Annotated in this window: 11 protein-coding genes; 3 read left to right on the top strand and 8 right to left on the bottom strand. The window is 38.8% G+C overall.

The window, feature by feature from the left end; all coding sequences use genetic code 11:
• Positions 1–121: 121 nt before the first annotated feature.
• Positions 122–553 carry a MarR family winged helix-turn-helix transcriptional regulator gene (locus KBP50_RS04545; RefSeq protein WP_050350199.1) on the top strand — a complete coding sequence of 144 codons (432 nt, stop codon included), beginning with the start codon at positions 122–124 and terminating at the stop codon, positions 551–553.
• A 178-nt stretch (positions 554–731) separates the two neighbouring features.
• A complete protein-coding gene (locus tag KBP50_RS04540; protein ID WP_050350198.1) occupies positions 732–3,896 on the top strand; it encodes an MMPL family transporter in 3,165 nt (1,054 codons plus the stop codon).
• A gap of 67 nt (positions 3,897–3,963) precedes the next feature.
• On the opposite strand, the gene KBP50_RS04535 is transcribed toward KBP50_RS04540, so the two are convergent.
• Positions 3,964–5,034 (bottom strand): undecaprenyldiphospho-muramoylpentapeptide beta-N-acetylglucosaminyltransferase, encoded by a 1,071-nt coding sequence (locus KBP50_RS04535; RefSeq protein ID WP_050350197.1) that lies wholly within the window; start codon positions 5,032–5,034, stop codon positions 3,964–3,966.
• A gap of 547 nt (positions 5,035–5,581) precedes the next feature.
• On the opposite strand from KBP50_RS04535, the gene KBP50_RS04530 reads away from it, so the two are divergent.
• Positions 5,582–6,949 (top strand): MATE family efflux transporter, encoded by a 1,368-nt coding sequence (locus tag KBP50_RS04530; protein WP_050350196.1) that lies wholly within the window; start codon positions 5,582–5,584, stop codon positions 6,947–6,949.
• A 495-nt stretch (positions 6,950–7,444) separates the two neighbouring features.
• On the opposite strand, the gene KBP50_RS04525 is transcribed toward KBP50_RS04530, so the two are convergent.
• The 7 genes from KBP50_RS04525 to KBP50_RS04495 form a co-directional block, all read right to left on the bottom strand.
• The gene (locus KBP50_RS04525; protein WP_050350195.1) at positions 7,445–8,632 is read right to left on the bottom strand and encodes a NupC/NupG family nucleoside CNT transporter; all 1,188 of its coding nucleotides are present in this window, start codon (positions 8,630–8,632) and stop codon (positions 7,445–7,447) included.
• Between the two features lie 694 nt (positions 8,633–9,326).
• Positions 9,327–10,592 carry a 2-oxoglutarate dehydrogenase complex dihydrolipoyllysine-residue succinyltransferase gene (gene odhB / locus KBP50_RS04520; protein ID WP_050350193.1) on the bottom strand — a complete coding sequence of 422 codons (1,266 nt, stop codon included), beginning with the start codon at positions 10,590–10,592 and terminating at the stop codon, positions 9,327–9,329.
• Positions 10,585–13,440 (bottom strand): 2-oxoglutarate dehydrogenase E1 component, encoded by a 2,856-nt coding sequence (locus KBP50_RS04515; protein ID WP_050350192.1) that lies wholly within the window; start codon positions 13,438–13,440, stop codon positions 10,585–10,587. The genes odhB and KBP50_RS04515 overlap by 8 nt, the downstream gene beginning before the upstream one ends.
• Positions 13,441–14,699: 1,259 nt before the next feature.
• The gene (trmL, locus tag KBP50_RS04510) at positions 14,700–15,173 is read right to left on the bottom strand and encodes a tRNA (uridine(34)/cytosine(34)/5-carboxymethylaminomethyluridine(34)-2'-O)-methyltransferase TrmL (protein ID WP_050350191.1); all 474 of its coding nucleotides are present in this window, start codon (positions 15,171–15,173) and stop codon (positions 14,700–14,702) included.
• A gap of 329 nt (positions 15,174–15,502) precedes the next feature.
• Entirely contained in the window at positions 15,503–16,351 is an 849-nt protein-coding gene (locus tag KBP50_RS04505; protein ID WP_050350190.1) for an amidase domain-containing protein, read from the bottom strand.
• Between the two features lie 152 nt (positions 16,352–16,503).
• On the bottom strand, positions 16,504–17,649 hold the full coding sequence (gene queG / locus KBP50_RS04500) for a tRNA epoxyqueuosine(34) reductase QueG (protein ID WP_050350189.1): 1,146 nt from the start codon (positions 17,647–17,649) through the stop codon (positions 16,504–16,506).
• Between the two features lie 12 nt (positions 17,650–17,661).
• A complete protein-coding gene (locus tag KBP50_RS04495; protein WP_050350188.1) occupies positions 17,662–19,365 on the bottom strand; it encodes an ABC-ATPase domain-containing protein in 1,704 nt (567 codons plus the stop codon).
• Between the last annotated feature and the right edge of the window lie 449 nt (positions 19,366–19,814).

The raw sequence follows: 19,814 nt of genomic DNA, 5'->3' as shown, positions 1-19,814 counted from the left end.
AAAAAGCATTACTTCTTCCTAAACATTTTTCCTTGAAGCTAATATTAGAAACTGATATGCTAAAATAGTTCGATTGATGAATAGTTTATCATTCGAACTATTTTATACACGAGGTGGGAGCATGGATCTCAAACTAATGATTGATCGGTATCTAGATGCGTCGAATAGCATTAATCGAAGCTTTAATTCCCTTTTGAAAGAACGAATCCATTCCGAGATTACGAGCGACCAATTTTTAACACTAGACTTTATCTTGCAGCATGAACCATGTACAAGTACGGAAATAGCTGCAACATTCGGGATTGGAAAAAGTGCTGTGTCTGCTCAAATCCAGCGATTGTATTCTAAAGAGCTTATAACAAGATCTCGCGATGAGAAAGATCGCCGCATCGTATATTTATATGTAACAGAACAAGGTAAACAATTAGTGGACTATACAGAGGTAGAAGTACAAAAGCAGCTTAAGTACTACTTATCTCATTTCCAATTAGAAGAAATCGAGACATTTATTCAATCACTGGAGAAGCTGGCTTTACTAATGGAAACAAAATGAAAAAACAACCTAAGTGACTTACAATTTATTTTACCAGTATGCATCCATACAGCAATATTCAAGAATGATAGTTCAACTTTTTATAGAACACTTGTTATCCTGAACCGTATTTTACTTATGTTTTTCATGTTTAGTTCGTTAACAATGCATCAATATCTACCCAAAAGGAGTGGTATATGTGAGGCAGATTATTCGCTTTCGTTGGTGCATAGCCGTATTATGGATTGTTGCCGCGACAGCACTTTTCTTATTAGCACCTAATTTACAAGACCTTGTCCGGGAAAAAGGGCAAATAACAGTTCCTGAAGGGTCACCGTCCCAAGAAGCGCAGGAATTGCTGGACGCTATGTCGCCATCCTCTGAGAATATGACAAGCGCTGTACTTGTTTTTCATGAAGAAGATGGACTGACAGAGGAAGATCGAGATATTATTGCAGATGGGATTACTACTTTAAAAAACAAACAGGATAAATTGGGAGTATCTGACATTCTTGATTTTACAGAAGATCCAACCATTGAAAAACAAACCGTCTCAGAAGATGGTACAACGATCCTTGTACCTTTTCAGGTTTCCTTAGAAAACCAAGAAATTTTAGACTCCCGAACGAAAATTTTACAAGCTGTCGAAGATGTCCCAGTTGATCATCATTTAACAGGCGAGCAATATATTGAACAAGATATCATTACGAATTCCGAAGAGGGATTAAAGAAAACGGAAATTATTACCGTTGGATTAATTTTAGTTATCTTGTTTATTGTATTTAAATCATTAGTCGCACCTTTCATTCCATTACTAACAATTGGAATTAGCTATCTAGCAGCACAAGGTATCGTAGCCATCTTAGCGGATAGTTTAGATTTTCCAATATCTACATTCACGCAAATTTTTATGGTCGCAGTTATGTTCGGTATCGGAACCGATTATTGTATTTTATTAATTAGTAGATTCAAAGAAGAAATTCAACATCATGAATCGATCAAAGAAGCAGTTGTAAAAACATATAAGTCTGGCGGAAAAACAATTCTATTCGCTGGTTTAGCTGTCTTAATTGGATTTTCGACAATTGGGTTATCGACCTTTTCACTCTATCAATCTGCTGTAGCAGTAGCTATTGGCGTTGCAGTTGTTTTGATAGCTTTGGCCACTTTAGTTCCGTTCTTTTTAGTTGTTCTAGGGAAAAAGTTATTTTGGCCTTTTGATAAAAATGTGGAACATAAAGAAAGTAAATTGTGGAAAACTGCAGGAATGTTTTCCTGGTCAAGACCATTTGTTTCCTTGCTGATTGTAGCCATCATAACCGTACCTCTGTTAATCAGCTATAACGGCGATAAATCCTATGATTCGCTTGATGAGATCGGCGATGATTACGGTTCTAAAATTGGTTTCAATTGGATTGCAGATAGCTTTAATCCTAGTCAAACGATGCCGATGACGGTGGTTTATCAGTTAGAAGATGAAAAAATTGATTCAGTAGCAGACTTTCAAGCCATCGCTACAATCACTAAAGAATTAGCTGAGCAAGGAGGGGTGAATCAAGTACGAAGCGCTACAAGACCTGCTGGTGATGTCATTCCTGATTTCCTTGTAGATGAACAGACAAATCAACTAGCCAGTGGCATTGGTCAAAGCACAGATGGTATCGAAGAAATTGAAAAAGGGCTGCGTGATGCCGCTTCCCAATTAAAAGATGCTACGCCACAACTTGACGAGGCGCAATCTGGTGTCGATCAATTGCTACAAGGGACGGAAGAGGCGAAAAGCGGTGTTGGCGGACTTCGTACAGCATTAACTGAAATTCAACAGGGCATCGAGTCTGGTTCAAAGGGTGCGGGAGAAATTAAAAGCAACCTGCAAACGATAAAAGATAATCTGGATCAAACTGTATCTGCCAATAAACAATTACTCGAAGGCTACGAAGGTATCGCCAAAGGGTTAAAAGGGTTTGGTACAGGAGAAATCGATGCTGCACAGTTGGATACTATGGTTGAGACATTAGAGGGTTCAAAGCAAGCTATAACAACAATGCATCAGTTAGCGATTCAATCGAACCCACAGTTGCAAAAGGATGAGCGTTACATCAAAGCTCACGAAGGTTCCATTCAAAGCATTAACGGTGTTATTGCTGGCGTTCAGGAAATGAAAAAGCAGCTGAGTCAGTTATCTGATGCACAGACACAGTTAGAACAACAAGTAATTGCACCGTTAGATCAATTAAATAGTGGCTTGCAGGAATCGATTTCTGGTCAAGAGCAATTAGCCAGCGGTATTGGTGAGCTGATTAAGGCTATCGAGCAATTACAAGCAGGATTGAATCAAGCTGCTGACGGGCAAGCGCAGGTGAATAACAATATTCCATCACTTCAAGAAGGATTATCTCAACTTTACGGCGGACAGGAAGAATTAAAAACTGCCTTTCATGATATGCAAGGGCAATTAGACGAATTAACCGGTGGTCTTACCGATGCTTCTGATGGCTTACAGGAAATCGATAATGGATTAACAGAAGTCAAAGGCTATTTAGGTGAAATTAATACGAAAGATAGTAATCCAGTCGTTATTATTCCAGAGCAAGCTTTGGACAACGAGGACTTTATGGAAGGAACTGAGCTATATCTTTCCGAAGATAAATCGATTGTTAAATTTGATGTGTTAATTGATCAAAATCCGTATTCTACAGAAGCCATTCATATGGTAGATCAAATCAAAGAAGCTGCCGATCGGGCTAGCAATAATACCATTTTTGCAGATAGTCAGGCCCATATTGGTGGAGTTAGTAGTTTGAATAATGATTTGCAAAATGTTTCCAATGAGGATTATTCCCGTACGGTTGCCATTATGTTAAGTGGATTATTTATCATGCTGATCTTTTTACTCCGCTCTGCCATTATGCCAATCTATTTAATCGGCTCACTCATACTAACCTATTTTACTTCTATGGGATTTGCAGAGCTCATTTTCACTCAAATATTTGAGTATGATGGTTTAACATGGGCAATTCCTTTCTTTTCCTTTGTTATGTTAATGGCTCTTGGAATTGACTATAGTATTTTCTTAATGGATCGTTTTAATGAATATAAAGAAATCCAAATTAAAGAAGCTTTGATTCATTCGATGAAAAATATGGGGACGGTCGTTATATCAGCAGCCATTATCCTTGGCGGAACATTTGGAGCGATGCTTCCTTCTGGTGTCCTTTCATTATTACAAGTTGCTACAGTTGTTTTAACAGGTTTATTCTTATATGCATTTATTGTGCTTCCACTGCTTATTCCAGTCATGGTCCGTTTGTTTGGTAAGCACAATTGGTGGCCATTTAAAAAGCGCATGAACCAACAAAAATAATCGTATATCTACGTGAAAAAAGCGACTGCCTCACATTTAATAGCAGTCGCTTTCTTCATGTTATCATTTATTTAGAAACATCTTCCAAAATAGCTATAACTCGTTCTCGAGCTTCCTCCGTACGATATTCTCTCATCGTATCGACCATAATCGGAGCTTGTTCTCGCAATTGTTCAAGCTCTTGTACCAATGTGTTCACTGTTAAAGCTTCTTCCTCCAGCACACGAGCATAGCGCTTTTGGGCAAAAGATCTAGCATTAACAATTTGATCACCACGACTCGCTTGGCGTGATAATGGGATAAGTAACATCGGTTTTCGTAAAGCCAAAAATTCAAATATTGCATTCGCCCCTGCCCGCGAGAGAATAAAGTCACTAGCAGCAAATATATCTTTCAACTCATCATGGACATATTCAAATTGGACATATCCTTGTTGATTCACAGTGCTATCTACTTTCCCTTCTCCACAAATATGAATGATTTGAAAGTTAGAAAGTAATTCTGGCAAACTTTGGCGAACTGTTTCGTTAATTTTTTGTGATCCCCCACTCCCTCCCATAATAAGCAGAACAGGCTTTTGCTTATCTAAGCCGGATATGGCAAGACCACGCTCCTTATTCCCTTGAAAAAGCTCATCTCGAATCACAGCGCCAACATATTCGGATTTTTTTTTCGGAAGATATTTCATCGTCTCCGGAAAAGTTGCTAGCACTTTTTTAGCAAAAGGCATCGCAATTTTATTGGCTAAACCTGGTGTATAATCGGATTCGTGAATCACGGCGGGCACAGCTGTCAATTTCGATGCTAACAGAACAGGTACAGACACAAAGCCTCCTTTTGAAAAAATAAGCTTTGGTTTGCGCTTTCTAATAATATTCACTGCTTGCAGTGTGCCTTTTAACACTTTAAAAGGGTCCTTTATATTTTCTACAGAAGCATAGCGACGTAATTTCCCAGTAGAAATGGGATAGTAGGTTACACCCTGCAATTTTTCAATCAGTTTACGTTCGATTCCTGTTTTCGAACCGATATAATCGATTTTCCAACCCTGTTCCTGATAATATGGAATTAATGCTAAATTAACAATCACATGCCCAGCGGTGCCACCGCCTGTAAATAAAATACGTTTTTCTGTCATAAAGCTAACGTCCTTCCTTTCCAACTGTCTCATAAAGCGTTATAATGACTCTTATATTTGCACAAAAAAGAGAGTAAAGTGAAAACTACTTGCAGCAGGGGTTTTCTCCATCTTCTACTGATTAAAGTAGAACAAAGGCTAAAGACTTATGTCCCTGGAAAAAGAGAAAACATTTTTTCTGCGTGCGATGCATCGCTAACGTAGATTTCCTTGTCGTTTAAATAAGAAAGCATTTTTTCTGCATGTGAGGTATCGCTTCCGAAGTGTTTTTTTCTAGAACAAAGAAAAACACTTTCTATCGACATCTTAACTTCCCGAGAGAATTGGGAAGTGAGGTGCCATTTTCTCCCGCTTAGGCTTTTTTTTTACCGACTACAAATCTTGAAGCGGAAGTCTTACAGCACCTTATATAGGGATAAAAGTGCAGAATGACAACTAGTGAAAAAAATAAAAACTAACATACCCTTCCATGTGTCATTTTCAGCAAACTTTTTAAACGCCCTCCTCTATCCTAATAAAAATTACATGAAAAAGGAAGAGAATTCGTATGTATATGACAACAAGTTTAAGCGAAAAATTAAAGCTATTTGCGGTTATTTTAATTCCTATTCTAGTTACACAAGTGAGTATGTATTTAATGAATATTTTCGATACGATGATGTCGGGGCGTGCCGGCGCTGCAGATCTAGCTGGAGTGGCAATCGGCTCAAGCTTATGGGTTCCTATTTTCACAGGGATAAATGGCATTTTATTAGCTATTACTCCGATTATCGCTCAATTAATGGGAGCAAAGTCTGAAGAACAAATTACTAAAAAAGTGAAACAGGCTTTGTACCTTTCGATTGCACTAGCCGTTCTAGTCTTTGTGTTTGGAGCCTTACTTCTTAACCCTGTCTTGCATATGATGGATCTGGAAAGTGACGTTGAGCATACAGCAAAATTTTATTTAGTAGGACTTAGTACAGGTATCGTTCCGTTATTTATTTTTAATACATTACGGAGTTTCATCGATGCACTTGGTCAAACACGCATATCCATGTTTATTATTTTGCTGTCTTTACCATTAAATGTTACTTTTAACTATATGTTTATTTTTGGTAAATTTGGCTTGCCTGCTTATGGTGGGATTGGTGCAGGAATTGCGACCTCGATAACTTACTGGCTCGTGTGCCTTATTGCTCTTATAGTCATTTATCGACTACACCCATTTCGGAACTTCTCGGTTCTTTCTTATTGGATCAGACCTTCCTTTCAAGAATGGTGGGAGCAATTGAAAATCGGCATTCCGATTGGTGCAGCTATGTTTTTTGAAACGAGTATTTTTTCCGCTGTTACACTATTAATGAGTGTATATAGCACGTATACGATTGCTGCACACCAAGCAGCAATGAACTTTGCTTCTCTTTTATATATGATCCCGCTTAGCGTCGGTATGGCATTAACGATCGCCATCGGCTTTGAAGTTGGTGCAAAACGCTATGATCACGCGCGTGCGTACGGATATATTGGAATTAGCGGAGGCATTTTTATTGCATTGTTTGCGGGTTTGGTTATTTATTTTACTAGAGATTGGGTCGCGTTGCTTTATAATTCCAATCCGAAAGTAATTGATTTGACGAAACAGTTTCTTATCTACGCCTGTTTCTTTCAGCTAGCTGATGCGTTCGGTGCACCCATCCAAGGAGCTCTCCGAGGTTACAAAGATGTACATGTTACGTTAATGATGGCCTTAATCTCTTATTGGGTGATCGGTCTGCCGATTGGTTGGCTGTTAGCTAATTTCACCGCATTGGAGCCGTTTGGATATTGGGTCGGAATTATTACCGGTTTATCCTGCGGTGCAATTGCATTATTAGCTCGTCTGCTTTACTTACAACGTAAATATAAACATTCACAATTAACCAAGACTAGATAATTGCCATCATACCAGACTGTTTTTAGTAGATTCACAGCGAAATCATAGCGAACCTTACAAGCAGATCCTATCTATCACCTCTATTGGAGAACTTCATCCAGCTCCGTAAAAAATCATGTGAGCATGAATAAAGGCGCGGGGCGCCCGTTTAGCAACGTAGCGAATGGAACGAATCAACTAAAGATTTAGGAATCATGCCACTAAAACAGGGGTATGCCGACACCTGAGCGGCAAGCCCGTTTTTAGTTGGCCTTCCTCTTTGCGACGAACGGATGAGGCCTTATCGTAGGGCGCATTTCTAAAGTCGCATCGTTGCTGGGCTCATGCGCCGGACGTGGCTATTTGGTTATTTCTTTATACTACAAGCACCTAATTTTATAGGTTCCTATACAATAAAAAACTGTCCTATGACTAAGCTTAGGACAATTTTTTATTATTTCAAGATTAATAAGAGTGAACTGGCGGTTTCACTGTGATCCTCGGCGACTTCCCATATTATAGGAACATTCCTACTACAGAAGCAGATAGAATAGAAGCTAACGTTGCTCCAATTAGAAGTTTCATTCCAAAACCAGATACGCTAACAGCTTTTTCCTCATCAATTCCCTTTACAGTACCAGCAATAATACCAATAGAAGAGAAGTTAGCAAAGCTTGTTAGGAATACAGTAACAATACCGACTGTTTTTTCAGACATTCCGCCCATGATTTGTTGGAATTCTAGCATTGCAACAAATTCATTTGTAACAATTTTCGTACCCATGATAGAACCAGCTTGGATAACTTCGCCTGGTGAAATTCCCATTAATAAACCGATTGGGGCCAAAACATAGCCTAATATATCTTGTAAGGTTATTCCCGCAAAAACAAATTGAATCAACCAATTAACCAACTCTAGTGAAGCAATAAATGCAATCAGCATAGCAGCAACAATAAGTGCAATTTTACCACCTTCTAGTGCACCGTTACCCATTGCCTCAAAAAGACTTTTATCTTTACTTACATCTTTAATATCGACAATATCTTCTTCCTTCGGTACGTTAACAGGCGCAATCACAGACGCTACCATTAAAGCACTGAACATATTTAAAGGAAGTGCAACAAGTACATATTCTGGTGGAAGCATTTGCAAATAAGCACCAACAATAGAAGCAGAAACAGAACCCATTGCGGAAGCACTTACAATGTAAAGCCGATTTGCGTTCAAATGATGAAACTGAGAGCGAATGGCAATCAAAGCTTCCGATTGACCGAAAAAGATACTGTTTACTGCGTTAAAAGATTCCACGCGGGGAAGACCCGTTACTTTTGAAATTAACGCGCCCAAATATTTAATAATAGGTGGCAAAATTTTCAAATATGTCAGAACAGAAAGTAGGGTAGCAAAAAATACAATTAATAATAGAACGTTAAAGAAAAAGACTCCGCTATCTTCTAACACAAATCCACCAACAACAAAATTAATCCCTTTCGTACCGAATTCGATTAATTTATTGAAACCAGCTGAAATACCTTTAATTACTGCTTGTCCTATCTCTGTTTTAAACATAAACAGAGTAATTAAAATCTGAAAAACTAACATAATGCCGATTGCTTTGTAATTAATGTTTTTCTTATCATTCGACATTAAAAATGCTAGTCCAAGTACAATGACAATGGCAACCAAACCTAACAGTATACCCAAGATGGTTTCCTCCCTATTTTGTAACTGTTTTCATAATTTCTTCTACGTTTATTTTAGCAAGATGTCTGACGTCATGCAAGTGATTGTTTTTTCTGTCAAATTCAAAATATTCATAGATTTAACTAAAAATTCTGCAAATAAATTACATAGTTACAAACATATAATGGATATTAACCTCATTAAAATGGAACTTCATTTTGTAGGAGTTTTCCTGCTTGAAAAGATTAAAGGCTTAAATTGCAAGCACCCTTGAAACTGAAAAAACATTTTTCCGTTGCTACGCGTTGCTGATGTAGCTTTTCTTGACCTTGAAAAAAGAAGAACGCTTTTTTCTGCGTGTAACGTCTCCTCAGGTTACCATCCTGCCTTCCCCATGCAAATTAGGAATTTAGCTAGCCGTTATTTCCTATTTGAATCGGCTTCAACGCTTAAAGTGGAGGGCTCCTCAACGTCAGGAAAATTTTTGATAAGCACTTTGGAGATATGATTCCCTCATTTTTCTTTGACTAATCAATTATTTAACGGCAGCTGTATATTTTAATTTATTACTCACAACTCTTCAAAGTAAATACATTTTAAATGCGCTGGCAAATGTGAACTTCGGCGACTTTCCACTTAATACCCATATCAGTTCCTATACAACCAAAAAACCCCCTGTTTCTAAAAAACAGGGGGTTGTAAATCGTTTATTTTTTTATCCTTCTAAAAGGAGGTCGTAAGGATCTTCCAGTAATTGTTTTACACGCACAAGAAATTGTACTGCTTCCTTTCCATCTACTATGCGATGGTCATAAGATAACGCCAAATACATCATAGGGCGTACTTCAATGCTGTCATCTGGCATTACGACGGCACGTTTTTGAATATTATGCATGCCTAAAATACCAACTTGAGGCGCATTTAAGATCGGAGTGGAAAGCATGGAACCAAATGTTCCACCGTTCGTAATTGTAAAGGAGCCACCTTGTAAATCACTCATTGTAAGTTTCTTGTCTCGAGCTTTCTTACTTAGATTACCAATCTCTTTTTCCACCCCAGCGAAATCAAGACGATCTGCATCTCGCACTACAGGTACTACTAAGCCTTCTTCTGTAGAAACTGCAATCCCAATGTCATAGAATTTCTTCATTACTATTTCATTGCCTTGGATTTCTGCATTAAGCAGTGGAAAATCTTTTAATGCTCCAACAACTGCTTTTGTAAAGAAGGACATGAAGCCTAACTTCACACCGTGTTTTTCAATGAATTTTTCTTTACGTTCGCTGCGTAGCTTCATTACATTTGTTAAGTCCACTTCGTTAAATGTCGTAAGCATTGCTGCTTCTTGTTGTACTTCAACTAGACGCTTAGCAATCGTTTGACGACGGCGAGACATTTTAATCCGTTCAACCGGCTTATCAAATTCTGTTTTTTCAGCAGGCTTCTTCTCCTCTTTTGGTTTGGTCGGTTTCGCTGCATCTTTTGAAGCCGCTTCTACATCCTCAGGGCGAATACGGCCAAGTGGATCACGTGGGCTTACCTTACGTAAATCAATATTTAGCTCTCTAGCACGCTTTCTGGCAGCTGGAGAGGCGATTACGTCACCACTTGTTGTTGTCTCTTCACCTGACTCTTCTTTCGTTTCTTCCTTAGTCTCTTGTTTAGAAGGCTCTTTCGGCTGTTCTGCTTGCTTTTCTTCTTTTGTCTCAGCTGGAGCTGATTCAGCATCAGCACTTCCAGCTTCTGCGTTTTCGTCAATTTTTGCAATGACATCGCCAACTTCTACGTCATCGCCTTCCTCTTGAATAATTTCTGTAATCACACCAGAATATTCTGAGTTCACTTCTACATTCACTTTATCTGTTTCTAATTCAACAATTGGATCGCCTTTTTCAACCTTATCCCCTTTTTTAACCAACCATTCAGCAATGGTTCCTTCAGTAATAGATTCAGCTAGTTCTGGTACTTTAATTTCATTCATTAGAATCTCCTCCTTGTGATGGGGCTATTGCTTCCTGAATAATTTGCTTCTGCTCTGTTTTATGCACATTTGGTTCACCTACGGCTGGTGACGAACGATCTGGACGTCCAATATAACGCAAGGTTTGTCCTTCCTTTAGTAGATCTCTTAAATAATCGTCAACAAAATCCCATGAACCCATATTTTTGGGTTCTTCTTGTACCCAAACAATTTCCTCCAAATTTGGCAGCTGTTTTATTTCTTTAGCCAATTGTTCTTTTGGAAACGGATAAATTTGCTCTAATCTCAGTGCACGAAGCCAATCATACTTTTCTCCCGATTGTGCCATTTCTTCTTCAATATCTACCATGATTTTACCGCTACCGATAAGTAAGCGTTTAGCGTTTTTCTTACTTACTTTTAGATTTGGCTGATCTCGTAAAGCAAGAAATTTACCAGTCGTAAATTCTTCTGCAGGTGATGCAATACGTTGATTACGAATTAAACTGCTTTTTGGAGTCATAATGATTAATGGTCTAGCCTCTTCGCGATTTCGAAGTGCAGCCTGACGACGTAGCAAATGGAAAAATTGTGCAGAAGAAGTAACATATGCCACAATCCAGTTATTTTCTGCTGCCATTTGTAAAAAACGTTCCAAGCGGGCACTGGAATGCTCAGGACCTTGCCCCTCATAACCATGAGGAAGTAACATTACCATATTGGACTTTTCTCCCCACTTAGCTCGAGAAGAAGAAATAAATTGGTCAAACACGACTTGAGCAGCGTTAGCAAAATCACCAAATTGCGCTTCCCAAATAACAAGTGTATTCGTGGCTTCTACGCTATACCCATACTCATAGCCTAACACACCTGCTTCAGACAACGGGCTGTTTCGGATATCAAAAGAAGCTTTTGCCTCATCTAAAATATGCATTGGGCAAAACTTTTCATCCGTTTCTACATCGTGTAACACGAGATGACGATGAGCAAACGTTCCTCTTTCTGAATCTTGCCCCGTTAATCGAATTGGAATGCCATCTCGTAGAATCGAAGCATACGCTAATGCCTCACCAGTTCCCCAATCCGCTTTTTCCCCATCTTGAAATGCATTTTCACGTCGCTTTAAAATACGTTCTAGCTTTCTATTACTATTAAATCCTTCCGGGCGTTTTAATAAACCTTTATTTAATGATTTTAAAGTTTCCAAGTCTATTGCTGTTTCGAACTGCTCCAACCCATTTTTCAGAGCCTTTGGCATTGGTTTCGGTTCACAATCACCGGTTTCATTTTCTTTCATATTATTATAAATATCACGTAATTTGGACTCTGTTTTTTGCTTCATTTCTTTCAGTTGACCATCATTTATAATTCCTTTTTCCTCCAAGTCTTTTGCAAATACTTGAGACACAGAAGGGTGATTGTCAATTAATTTGTATAGACCAGGCTGGGTCATACGTGGTTCATCCATTTCGTTATGACCATAGCGGCGATACCCAACTAAATCAATCAGAAAATCTTTATGGAATTTCTGGCGATACTCGTATGCAATTTGAATTGCTGAAATACACGCAATAGGATCATCAGCATTCACATGAATAATTGGAATTTCAAAACCTTTGGCCAGATCACTTGCGTATCGTGTGGAACGACCCTCTTCTTGCTCTGTCGTGTATCCTAGCAAATTATTTGCAATAATGTGCAAAGAACCACCAGTTGTATAGCCTGGAAGACCACTTAGATTCAATGTTTCTGCGACTACCCCTTCACCAATAAATGCAGCATCCCCATGGATCAAAACGGGAATAGCTTTATTCATATCCTGCTTTGGATAGCCTCTTTCGTAACGGTAATCTTGCGCCGCACGAGCAAATCCTTCTACAACCGGGTTTACAAATTCTAAATGTGATGGGTTGTGAGCTAAACGAATACGTGTCGTTCCCTCTTCTCCATCAGGCTCTTTCGTTGCTCCGAAGTGATATTTCACATCACCTGTCCAGCCATAATTAATGCCTGTTGATCCTTCAGAAGGAATCAATTCTTTATTTGGCGAATGGTGAAATTCTGAGAATATCTTATCATATGGCTTTCCAAGAATATGTGCTAAGACAGCAAGCCGTCCACGATGAGCCATTCCCATCATAATATTTTCTACTTTGTCCGCGCTTGCATTTTTTACAATTTGATCTAGCATTGGAACCATTGCTTCTAAACCTTCAATTGAAAATCGTTTTTGACCAACGAAGGTCTTTTGTAAAAATCCTTCAAAACCTTCTACTTGAGCAAGACGATCTAGCAACTCCATTTTTTCGACATTCGAAAGATTCAATCTTGCCTTACCGGATTCAATTAAATCCAATAACCAATTGCGTTCTTCTTCATTGTTCAGATGATCAAATTCAAACGTAATCGTACCAGAATAATACTTTTTTAACTCTTTCACTACATCTAATCCATTTTCTACATGATTAGGAGCTTTATCCCATAACCAAGAAGCCGGAATGCTTGCCAAGTCTTCCTCTGTCAATCCATAGCTTTCAGCTTGCACTAAATTTGACGTTCGTTCATTACGTCTGATTGGATATATATCAGCTTCCAAATGTCCAAAACGTCGAATAGCCTCAACAAGTTTCATTGCTGAGGTGAGTTTTTTTACATCATCTATAGATGTTGCTTGAGCCTCTGCTCCAACTGAAACATTTGCTTGGGATAACCATTGAGGGGCTCCATGCTCATCGAACATCTTTTTAATGGATGGATCTACTGCCTCTGGATCCGCTTTGTATAAATCATATTGCTCTTCTACATACCCCATGTTTGGACCATGAAATTCTGACCAGAATCGCTCATTGGATTCTTCATTTTGTGCCACCTTTTATACCCCCATTAGAAGTTACGTTATCCGTATGAAACGGTATACATTATTCAATGTTCATTATAGAACTGACTACCAATTACTTCAACTAATATACCCTATTTTATTAGTGGATACAACAGGCTGTTCCAACCTTGTATATAATTTAAATTTTCAAATGATTCATCAAACAAAGGCAGATTTCAAATCTATGGTAATTTTTCTTTATTTTACATAGTGAACAAAGGCGCAAGCGCCCGTTCAGCAACGTAGCGAATGGAACGAATCAACTAAAGATAAAATGAATCTTCAATCAGTGGGGTTTTCATTCATCGCCCATTGATTGTTAGGTGAACGAATCGGGGAGTTAGGTACTGTTATCCCCCACTTAGACTTTGTTTTGTACAGATTATCCAACTCCTGAAGTGGGAGACATACAGCACCTTATATACGGGATAATTTGGTTATCTTTTGTAATGATTTCTGTCCAGTTGTTGCTGCATGTATATGATTTACAAACCACTTAAACAGAAGGAATAGTATATGGACAGCAGCATATAGGTGAAACTTTAATCTTCTAACATGTACTATAGTAAGATGAGAATTGATTCATTTACCACACATGCTGTTTCTTTTTCAGTTATCATTCGTTATAATAGAGTCGCTAGAAAGTATATTGGTCTGTAACTAAAGGAGGATGACGAGATGAAATTAGCATTAATCTTAGGGGTAGCTATTGTATTTATAACTTCTTGTTTCACTTCGGGATACGAATCAAAGCCAGGTATGCCGAAAAAACAGCAAAGTACTTGAAACTTCTTGTCAATGGTTTTTTGCCACTAGCTTTAAAAGGATTAACACAAAGGCGTTGTAACATTCCGTTACAACGTCTTTTCATGAACTTATAAAGTGAATCTTCAAATAGTGGGGGTATTCATCCTCCACTGCTTGTTAGTAGCCCAAGGGTATGACCTAAAGGCCGCTTACGAAATAGGTGCTGTTATCTCCTACTTAGTCTTGTTGTAGTACAGAAATATCCAACTCCTAAGGCTGGAGTCTTACAACACCTTATATTCGAGATAAACTAATAAGACATTGTTCTTTTTCTGACAATGTGATTCTTGTAAATAATGCAGGGCATTTGTCTATCTTCAAACATGTATATACGTAAATGCTTTCCTATAATACAAATAAGCCGAACAATTATAAATGGATTGTTCGGCTTTTGCTATATAATATTTGCTTATATTCCAATCTCTTTCGTCATCTCTAAGTAATCATGATAATCCTGGAAAGCCTTGTTGCCTCAACACCTCATAAATAATAATAGCTGCTGTATTGGATAAATTTAATGATCTTACTTGTTCGCCCATATGAATGCGTAAACAGCGGTCTTCTTTCCCTGCTAATAAATGCTTCGGTATCCCATTTGTTTCCCTGCCGAAGACAAAAAATAATGGCTCATTCACATCACTGAAATCAAAATCGGTATAGTGCTTCGTTCCGAAATTTTCAATGTAATAGTAACTTCCTTCTGGATACGTCTCATACAAGTCTTGAATGGATGGATACTCGCGGATATTTACATTATGCCAATAATCCAATCCTGCTCTGCGCAGCATTTTATCTTCTGTTGAAAACCCAAGCGGGTGAATTAAATGAAGTGTGGTATTGGTTGCTAAACATGTTCTGGCAATATTTCCAGTATTTGCTGGTATTTCTGGTTGATATAATACGACATGTAAACTCACTGTGTTCTAATCTCCTTACTTCTTTATCCCGCACGTAAGTTGCCATAATCTCCCACCTGTTGGAAGCCTAAGTTGTTCCAAAGGGTCTAAATAAGAGATAACAGCGCCCAAATACCCGAGAAACTTTTGGTCATACTACGGTGTGCTGACATTCGGTAGGAAACAGAAGAAAACTCCTACTGAAAGATACACTTTATATAGTGTTAGTATAGCACTACTTTTTCCATAGGTGAAGTTAGCTATTCGAAGTGAAAGGCTTATCTCTTTAAGGAGAATATTGCCCCTTAAATGCAGAGCGAGAAGTAAAAACTCTCCAATACTTCCAAACGTTACTCTGTATAAATACGGAAAAATTTATATTGAATGTCTGGTGTCCAAGCTGTGGAATCTTCGTAAGACCAGTAACGATTTCGACTATTATCTGTATGTGCATTTACGAGTGGCATTCCATTGGCATCCTTAGCAACGACGATCGTATTATGATCCCATCTGCCGTCTCCGGAAAAATCATAACAGATAACATCTCCGGGGATGAGCTGTTCTGCTGTCTCCTTTTCCTCTCCTCTTAAACCTTTTGTAGACCCCGCTAAATACCAGCGCAAAGAGTGTGCAACAGCCCAACTAAAGCTCCAATTGTTATCCTGATACCACCAACCACGATCTCTTACAGGCGCTCCATACATCGGTGCCCCACCTGCATACAAACATTGCGAAACATAATTCGTACAATCTACCGGGAAACGGCGATAATCTGGATTATAATCATTCCACCAACGTTCCGCATATTGCACAGCAGCTTGCCGATCATATGGACTTCTTTTATTTACAAATTTGTCTTTTTCATTGAACAGCTGCTCTTCACCTTCAGCTTCCTGCTTTTTGACTTGGTGTTGATGATCTTTTATTTCGCCTAGATGGTCCAGACGAAAAAGATAAGGTGTCACGGACTCTTCCAAATATAACTGCTCTTCTTGTTTTACTAAGAACTGTACATGCAAGTGGTATTGATAGTATTCCTGCTGATCATACCGCATCGTACTGTATACATGCCCATTTCCTTTGATTTTGACAATTTCGGCATCGCGCTTTGCAAATAACGCTTGCTTTCTCGTCCACCAATCGTCACCTTTTCTATCCCACGAAAAAAAATCTTGCCAATACGCTTTTAATTGTTCCATAAAAAATCCCCTCCTTATGAAAGTATATGGGGAGAAAGCTTGGCAAACATCATCTTTTTTTACACTATAGGAAAGTATAAAATTTCTTTGGTTTATAGTATAAGAAAAACTACAGCTTCCACCATAAAGATTTGGCGGTAAGCCAAGTTTTTCTAATCGGTGTCTTTCAACGGCTCAAAAGCAAGTCCTTTTTCCATTTCAACCAGTACCTGCTCATCTTCCTCTTCTAACATCGCTTCCTTGATAGCTTGGAAGGCCTCTTTTGTTCCGATTTTGCCTAATGACCAAGCTGCGGTTCCGCGAATAACAGGTCGAGGATCACTTTTCATCACTTCAATAATATCTGCTACAGCAGTTGTATCTTTATAATGTCCTAAAGCAATTAGTGAATTCCGTTGAATCGGCTTTTTTCCACGCCATGATCCTGAGATATGGCCGAATGTCTGTTTAAATTCACGATTTGATAGCTTTAACATGGGAATTAACTTTGGCTTAGCCACCTCATGCTCTGGCTCAAATTCAGGATGAATATGAAAATCTACTTTTAAATTTTTCGGACAAACCATCTGACATGTATCACAGCCGTATACACGATTACCAATTTTCGACCTAAATTCATCTGGTAGAAAGTCTTTTGTTTGCGTTAAAAAGGCGATACAGCGCTTAGCATTAAGCTGCCCCCCTTGCACAATCGCTCCTGTAGGACAAGCATCAATACATTTCGTACAACTCCCACAGCTATCATCAACAGGCTCATCCGGCGTAAAGGGGACATTCGTAATTAGCTCACCTAAATATACGAAAGAACCAAACTCCGGTGTAATAATGGAGGTATTCTTCCCACTAAAACCGATCCCTGCTCGTTCTGCAACTGCGCGATCTGATAATTCCCCTGTATCAACCATAACCTTATTCTTACCATCTGGCACTCTTTCTTGAATAAAAGCAGCAAGTTTCTCCAATCTTTCACGCATGACAACATGATAGTCCACACCCCAAGAAGCTCTGGCAAATAAGCCACGTCGTTCTTCTTTCGTACTTCTTGGAGCACCTTTCATTCGAGTGGGGTATGCTAAAGCAATAGAAATAATTGATTTCGCCTCGGGCAATAATCGGGTAGGTTCCGTTCTTTCTTCAATAGAGCCTTTTTCAAACCCCGATTGGTAATCTAATTCTTGTTGCCTGCGAAGCCGCTCTTTTAATTCAGTAAATACATCTGCAGAGGCGAAACCAATTTTATCAATTCCAATTTGTTTACTATATGCGATAATTTCCTGCTTTAATGGATCTGTATGCATATCGTTCCCTCCCTAACGCCGTTTAACAACAGCAGTTCGCATGCGGTTAATCACTGCTGCAAGCTCGAACCTTCTCGGTCTTGCTAAATCACCTGGGTGTTGATCTGGATATGCAGTAAAAGAAGCTAAGCCTCGCTTATTCATTTGCTCTTCTACTTTGTCAAGCAGTTTTGGCAACGCTAATTGATTCATTTTGTTTTGATAATCTAAGTGCTGTAAAATTTCTGCAATCATACGTGTTTGTGAAGGATCAACTAGCTGTTCCACTTCGGAAAAGTCAATATCTGTGTTTCCCATTATAATATGAGAGAGCCCTTTTGCTTGAACTTTTGAGCGGTTTCCTTTTTTAGTCTGTAGCGTCTGTTGTTGAAAATAACGAGCATCGTTTATATGAAACGGCTCTTCCGCCTTTTCTTTTCTTTCTAGAGGGTATTTTTTCATAATTGCTTTTGCTTCATTCGTAGCATTATCAGGAAGATAATTTTCTAAACGAATCACTGTATCTGCATGCGCAAAATAATCTCCAGACCCACCCATAACAATAATCGTCGATACTGTTAATTCATCTCGTAATTGTTTAATTTTATCAATAAATGGTGTGATCGGTTCCTTGTCGGGGTGGACAAGTAGTTGCATGCGATGGTCTCGGATCATAAAGTTAGTTGCACTTGTGTCCTCATCCATTAATAACGTAGACGCTCCAGCTTCTAACGCTTCAATTACGTTTGCGGCTTGGGAAGTACTGCCACTGGCATTATCAGTTGAGAAAAATGTCGTGTCCTGTCCATGCGGCAAATTATTAATAAACGGAGAAATATCTACGCCTGTCACTTTACGACCATCTTCTGCACGTATTTTCACCGCAGCAGGATCTGTTAACACAAACTCTCTACCATCCCCATGTACATGCGCGTAAACACCACGCTCAACCGCTTGCAACAAGGTACTTTTTCCGTGATACCCACCACCTACAATCAGTGTAATTCCTTGTTTAATCGCCATCCCTTTGATCGGCTCTTCAGCATGCGGAATATCAATAGCAACTTCATTTTCAGCAGGGCTTTGAAAAGGAACTGCCTGTTTTAATGGACGGTTACTAATTCCGCTTTCCCTTGGTAAGATAGATCCATTGGCTAAAAACGCAACCCAGCCCTCTTGCTTCATTGTCTCCCGAATAGCATCTTGCTGATCGGCCAGTTTTATTGCTTGTTCAATTGTTTCATCTGTAATCGCGAATACAGATTGATCGATAATGGCTGGAAGTGCTTGAGTAAATAGTTTTTCCGCTTCTTTGCTATTAATTTTTCTTCCATTTGCAGGTAAACCAATCGAAAGACAAACCGTGATTGATGTAGAACTGATCTGCACAGCAGTTCGTTCTAGCTTTTCCTGCCCAGGACGATCAAATAAAATTAACCCACTTTTACCCGATCCTTTTATAAACGTAGGTTGTGTGGCGACTTCTTTCCCTATTACACGCGCAAATGCATCCTCAGTAGCAATTTTCCTTGAATAGGTTTCAAGCCAAGCTGGTTGAATAGCTCGTTTATTCACAGGGATAATCACACGTATTTTAGAAGGGGACGCAAATGGATCTCCTTGTACGTAATCAATTGCTAAATCATAATTATCTGCTTGGTAACGACCTTGAATACGCTTGTATCCCTTATATCCCGTTCCATTAATTTGTTTTAAAATTTGTAATAAGTTATGCATACATACACCTCAATTACTTTGTTTATACAAATAACTTTGTTTTCTTTTTGATTCAGATTTTACATGTTCCCGCCAGCGAAGTAAAACAAACGTCCACCAAGTTTAAACTTGAATTCCATGGTTAGATGAAGAATTGGGCATTTACGACCTCGAGGAGGTTAGTCTAGGATGGAAGGACAGACCTTACTGCCCAGTTACATGCGGGGTAAAGGGGATCTCAAATAGTGGGTTTTCATTCATCCCCCACGGATTATTAGTAGCCCAAGGGGATGGTAAAAGCCTCTTACAAAATAGGGCATTGAGATGCTGGTCTCTCCCACTTAGACGTGTTGCAGTACAGATTACCCACTTCTGTTACAGCACCTTATAGACGTGATAATAAGGACGATAGAAGACCCCCTATTTTTTACATTTTTTATATAATGTAAAAAACGCAATACTTCGTACCT

It is taken from the genome of Virgibacillus pantothenticus (assembly GCF_018075365.1).
Taxonomy (GTDB): domain Bacteria; phylum Bacillota; class Bacilli; order Bacillales; family Amphibacillaceae; genus Virgibacillus; species Virgibacillus pantothenticus.
The sequence above is the reverse complement of the archived record's forward strand: the minus strand, read 5'-3'. Positions and strand labels throughout refer to the sequence as shown.

Coding starts and splice junctions, on each gene's coding strand:
- KBP50_RS04505 (WP_050350190.1), bottom strand. CDS start 16,351: ATGGAACAATTAAAAGCGTATTGGCAAGATTTTTTTTCGTGGGATAGA.
- KBP50_RS04545 (WP_050350199.1), top strand. CDS start 122: ATGGATCTCAAACTAATGATTGATCGGTATCTAGATGCGTCGAATAGC.
- KBP50_RS04530 (WP_050350196.1), top strand. CDS start 5,582: ATGTATATGACAACAAGTTTAAGCGAAAAATTAAAGCTATTTGCGGTT.
- KBP50_RS04535 (WP_050350197.1), bottom strand. CDS start 5,034: ATGACAGAAAAACGTATTTTATTTACAGGCGGTGGCACCGCTGGGCAT.
- KBP50_RS04495 (WP_050350188.1), bottom strand. CDS start 19,365: ATGCATAACTTATTACAAATTTTAAAACAAATTAATGGAACGGGATAT.
- odhB (WP_050350193.1), bottom strand. CDS start 10,592: ATGAATGAAATTAAAGTACCAGAACTAGCTGAATCTATTACTGAAGGA.
- queG (WP_050350189.1), bottom strand. CDS start 17,649: ATGCATACAGATCCATTAAAGCAGGAAATTATCGCATATAGTAAACAA.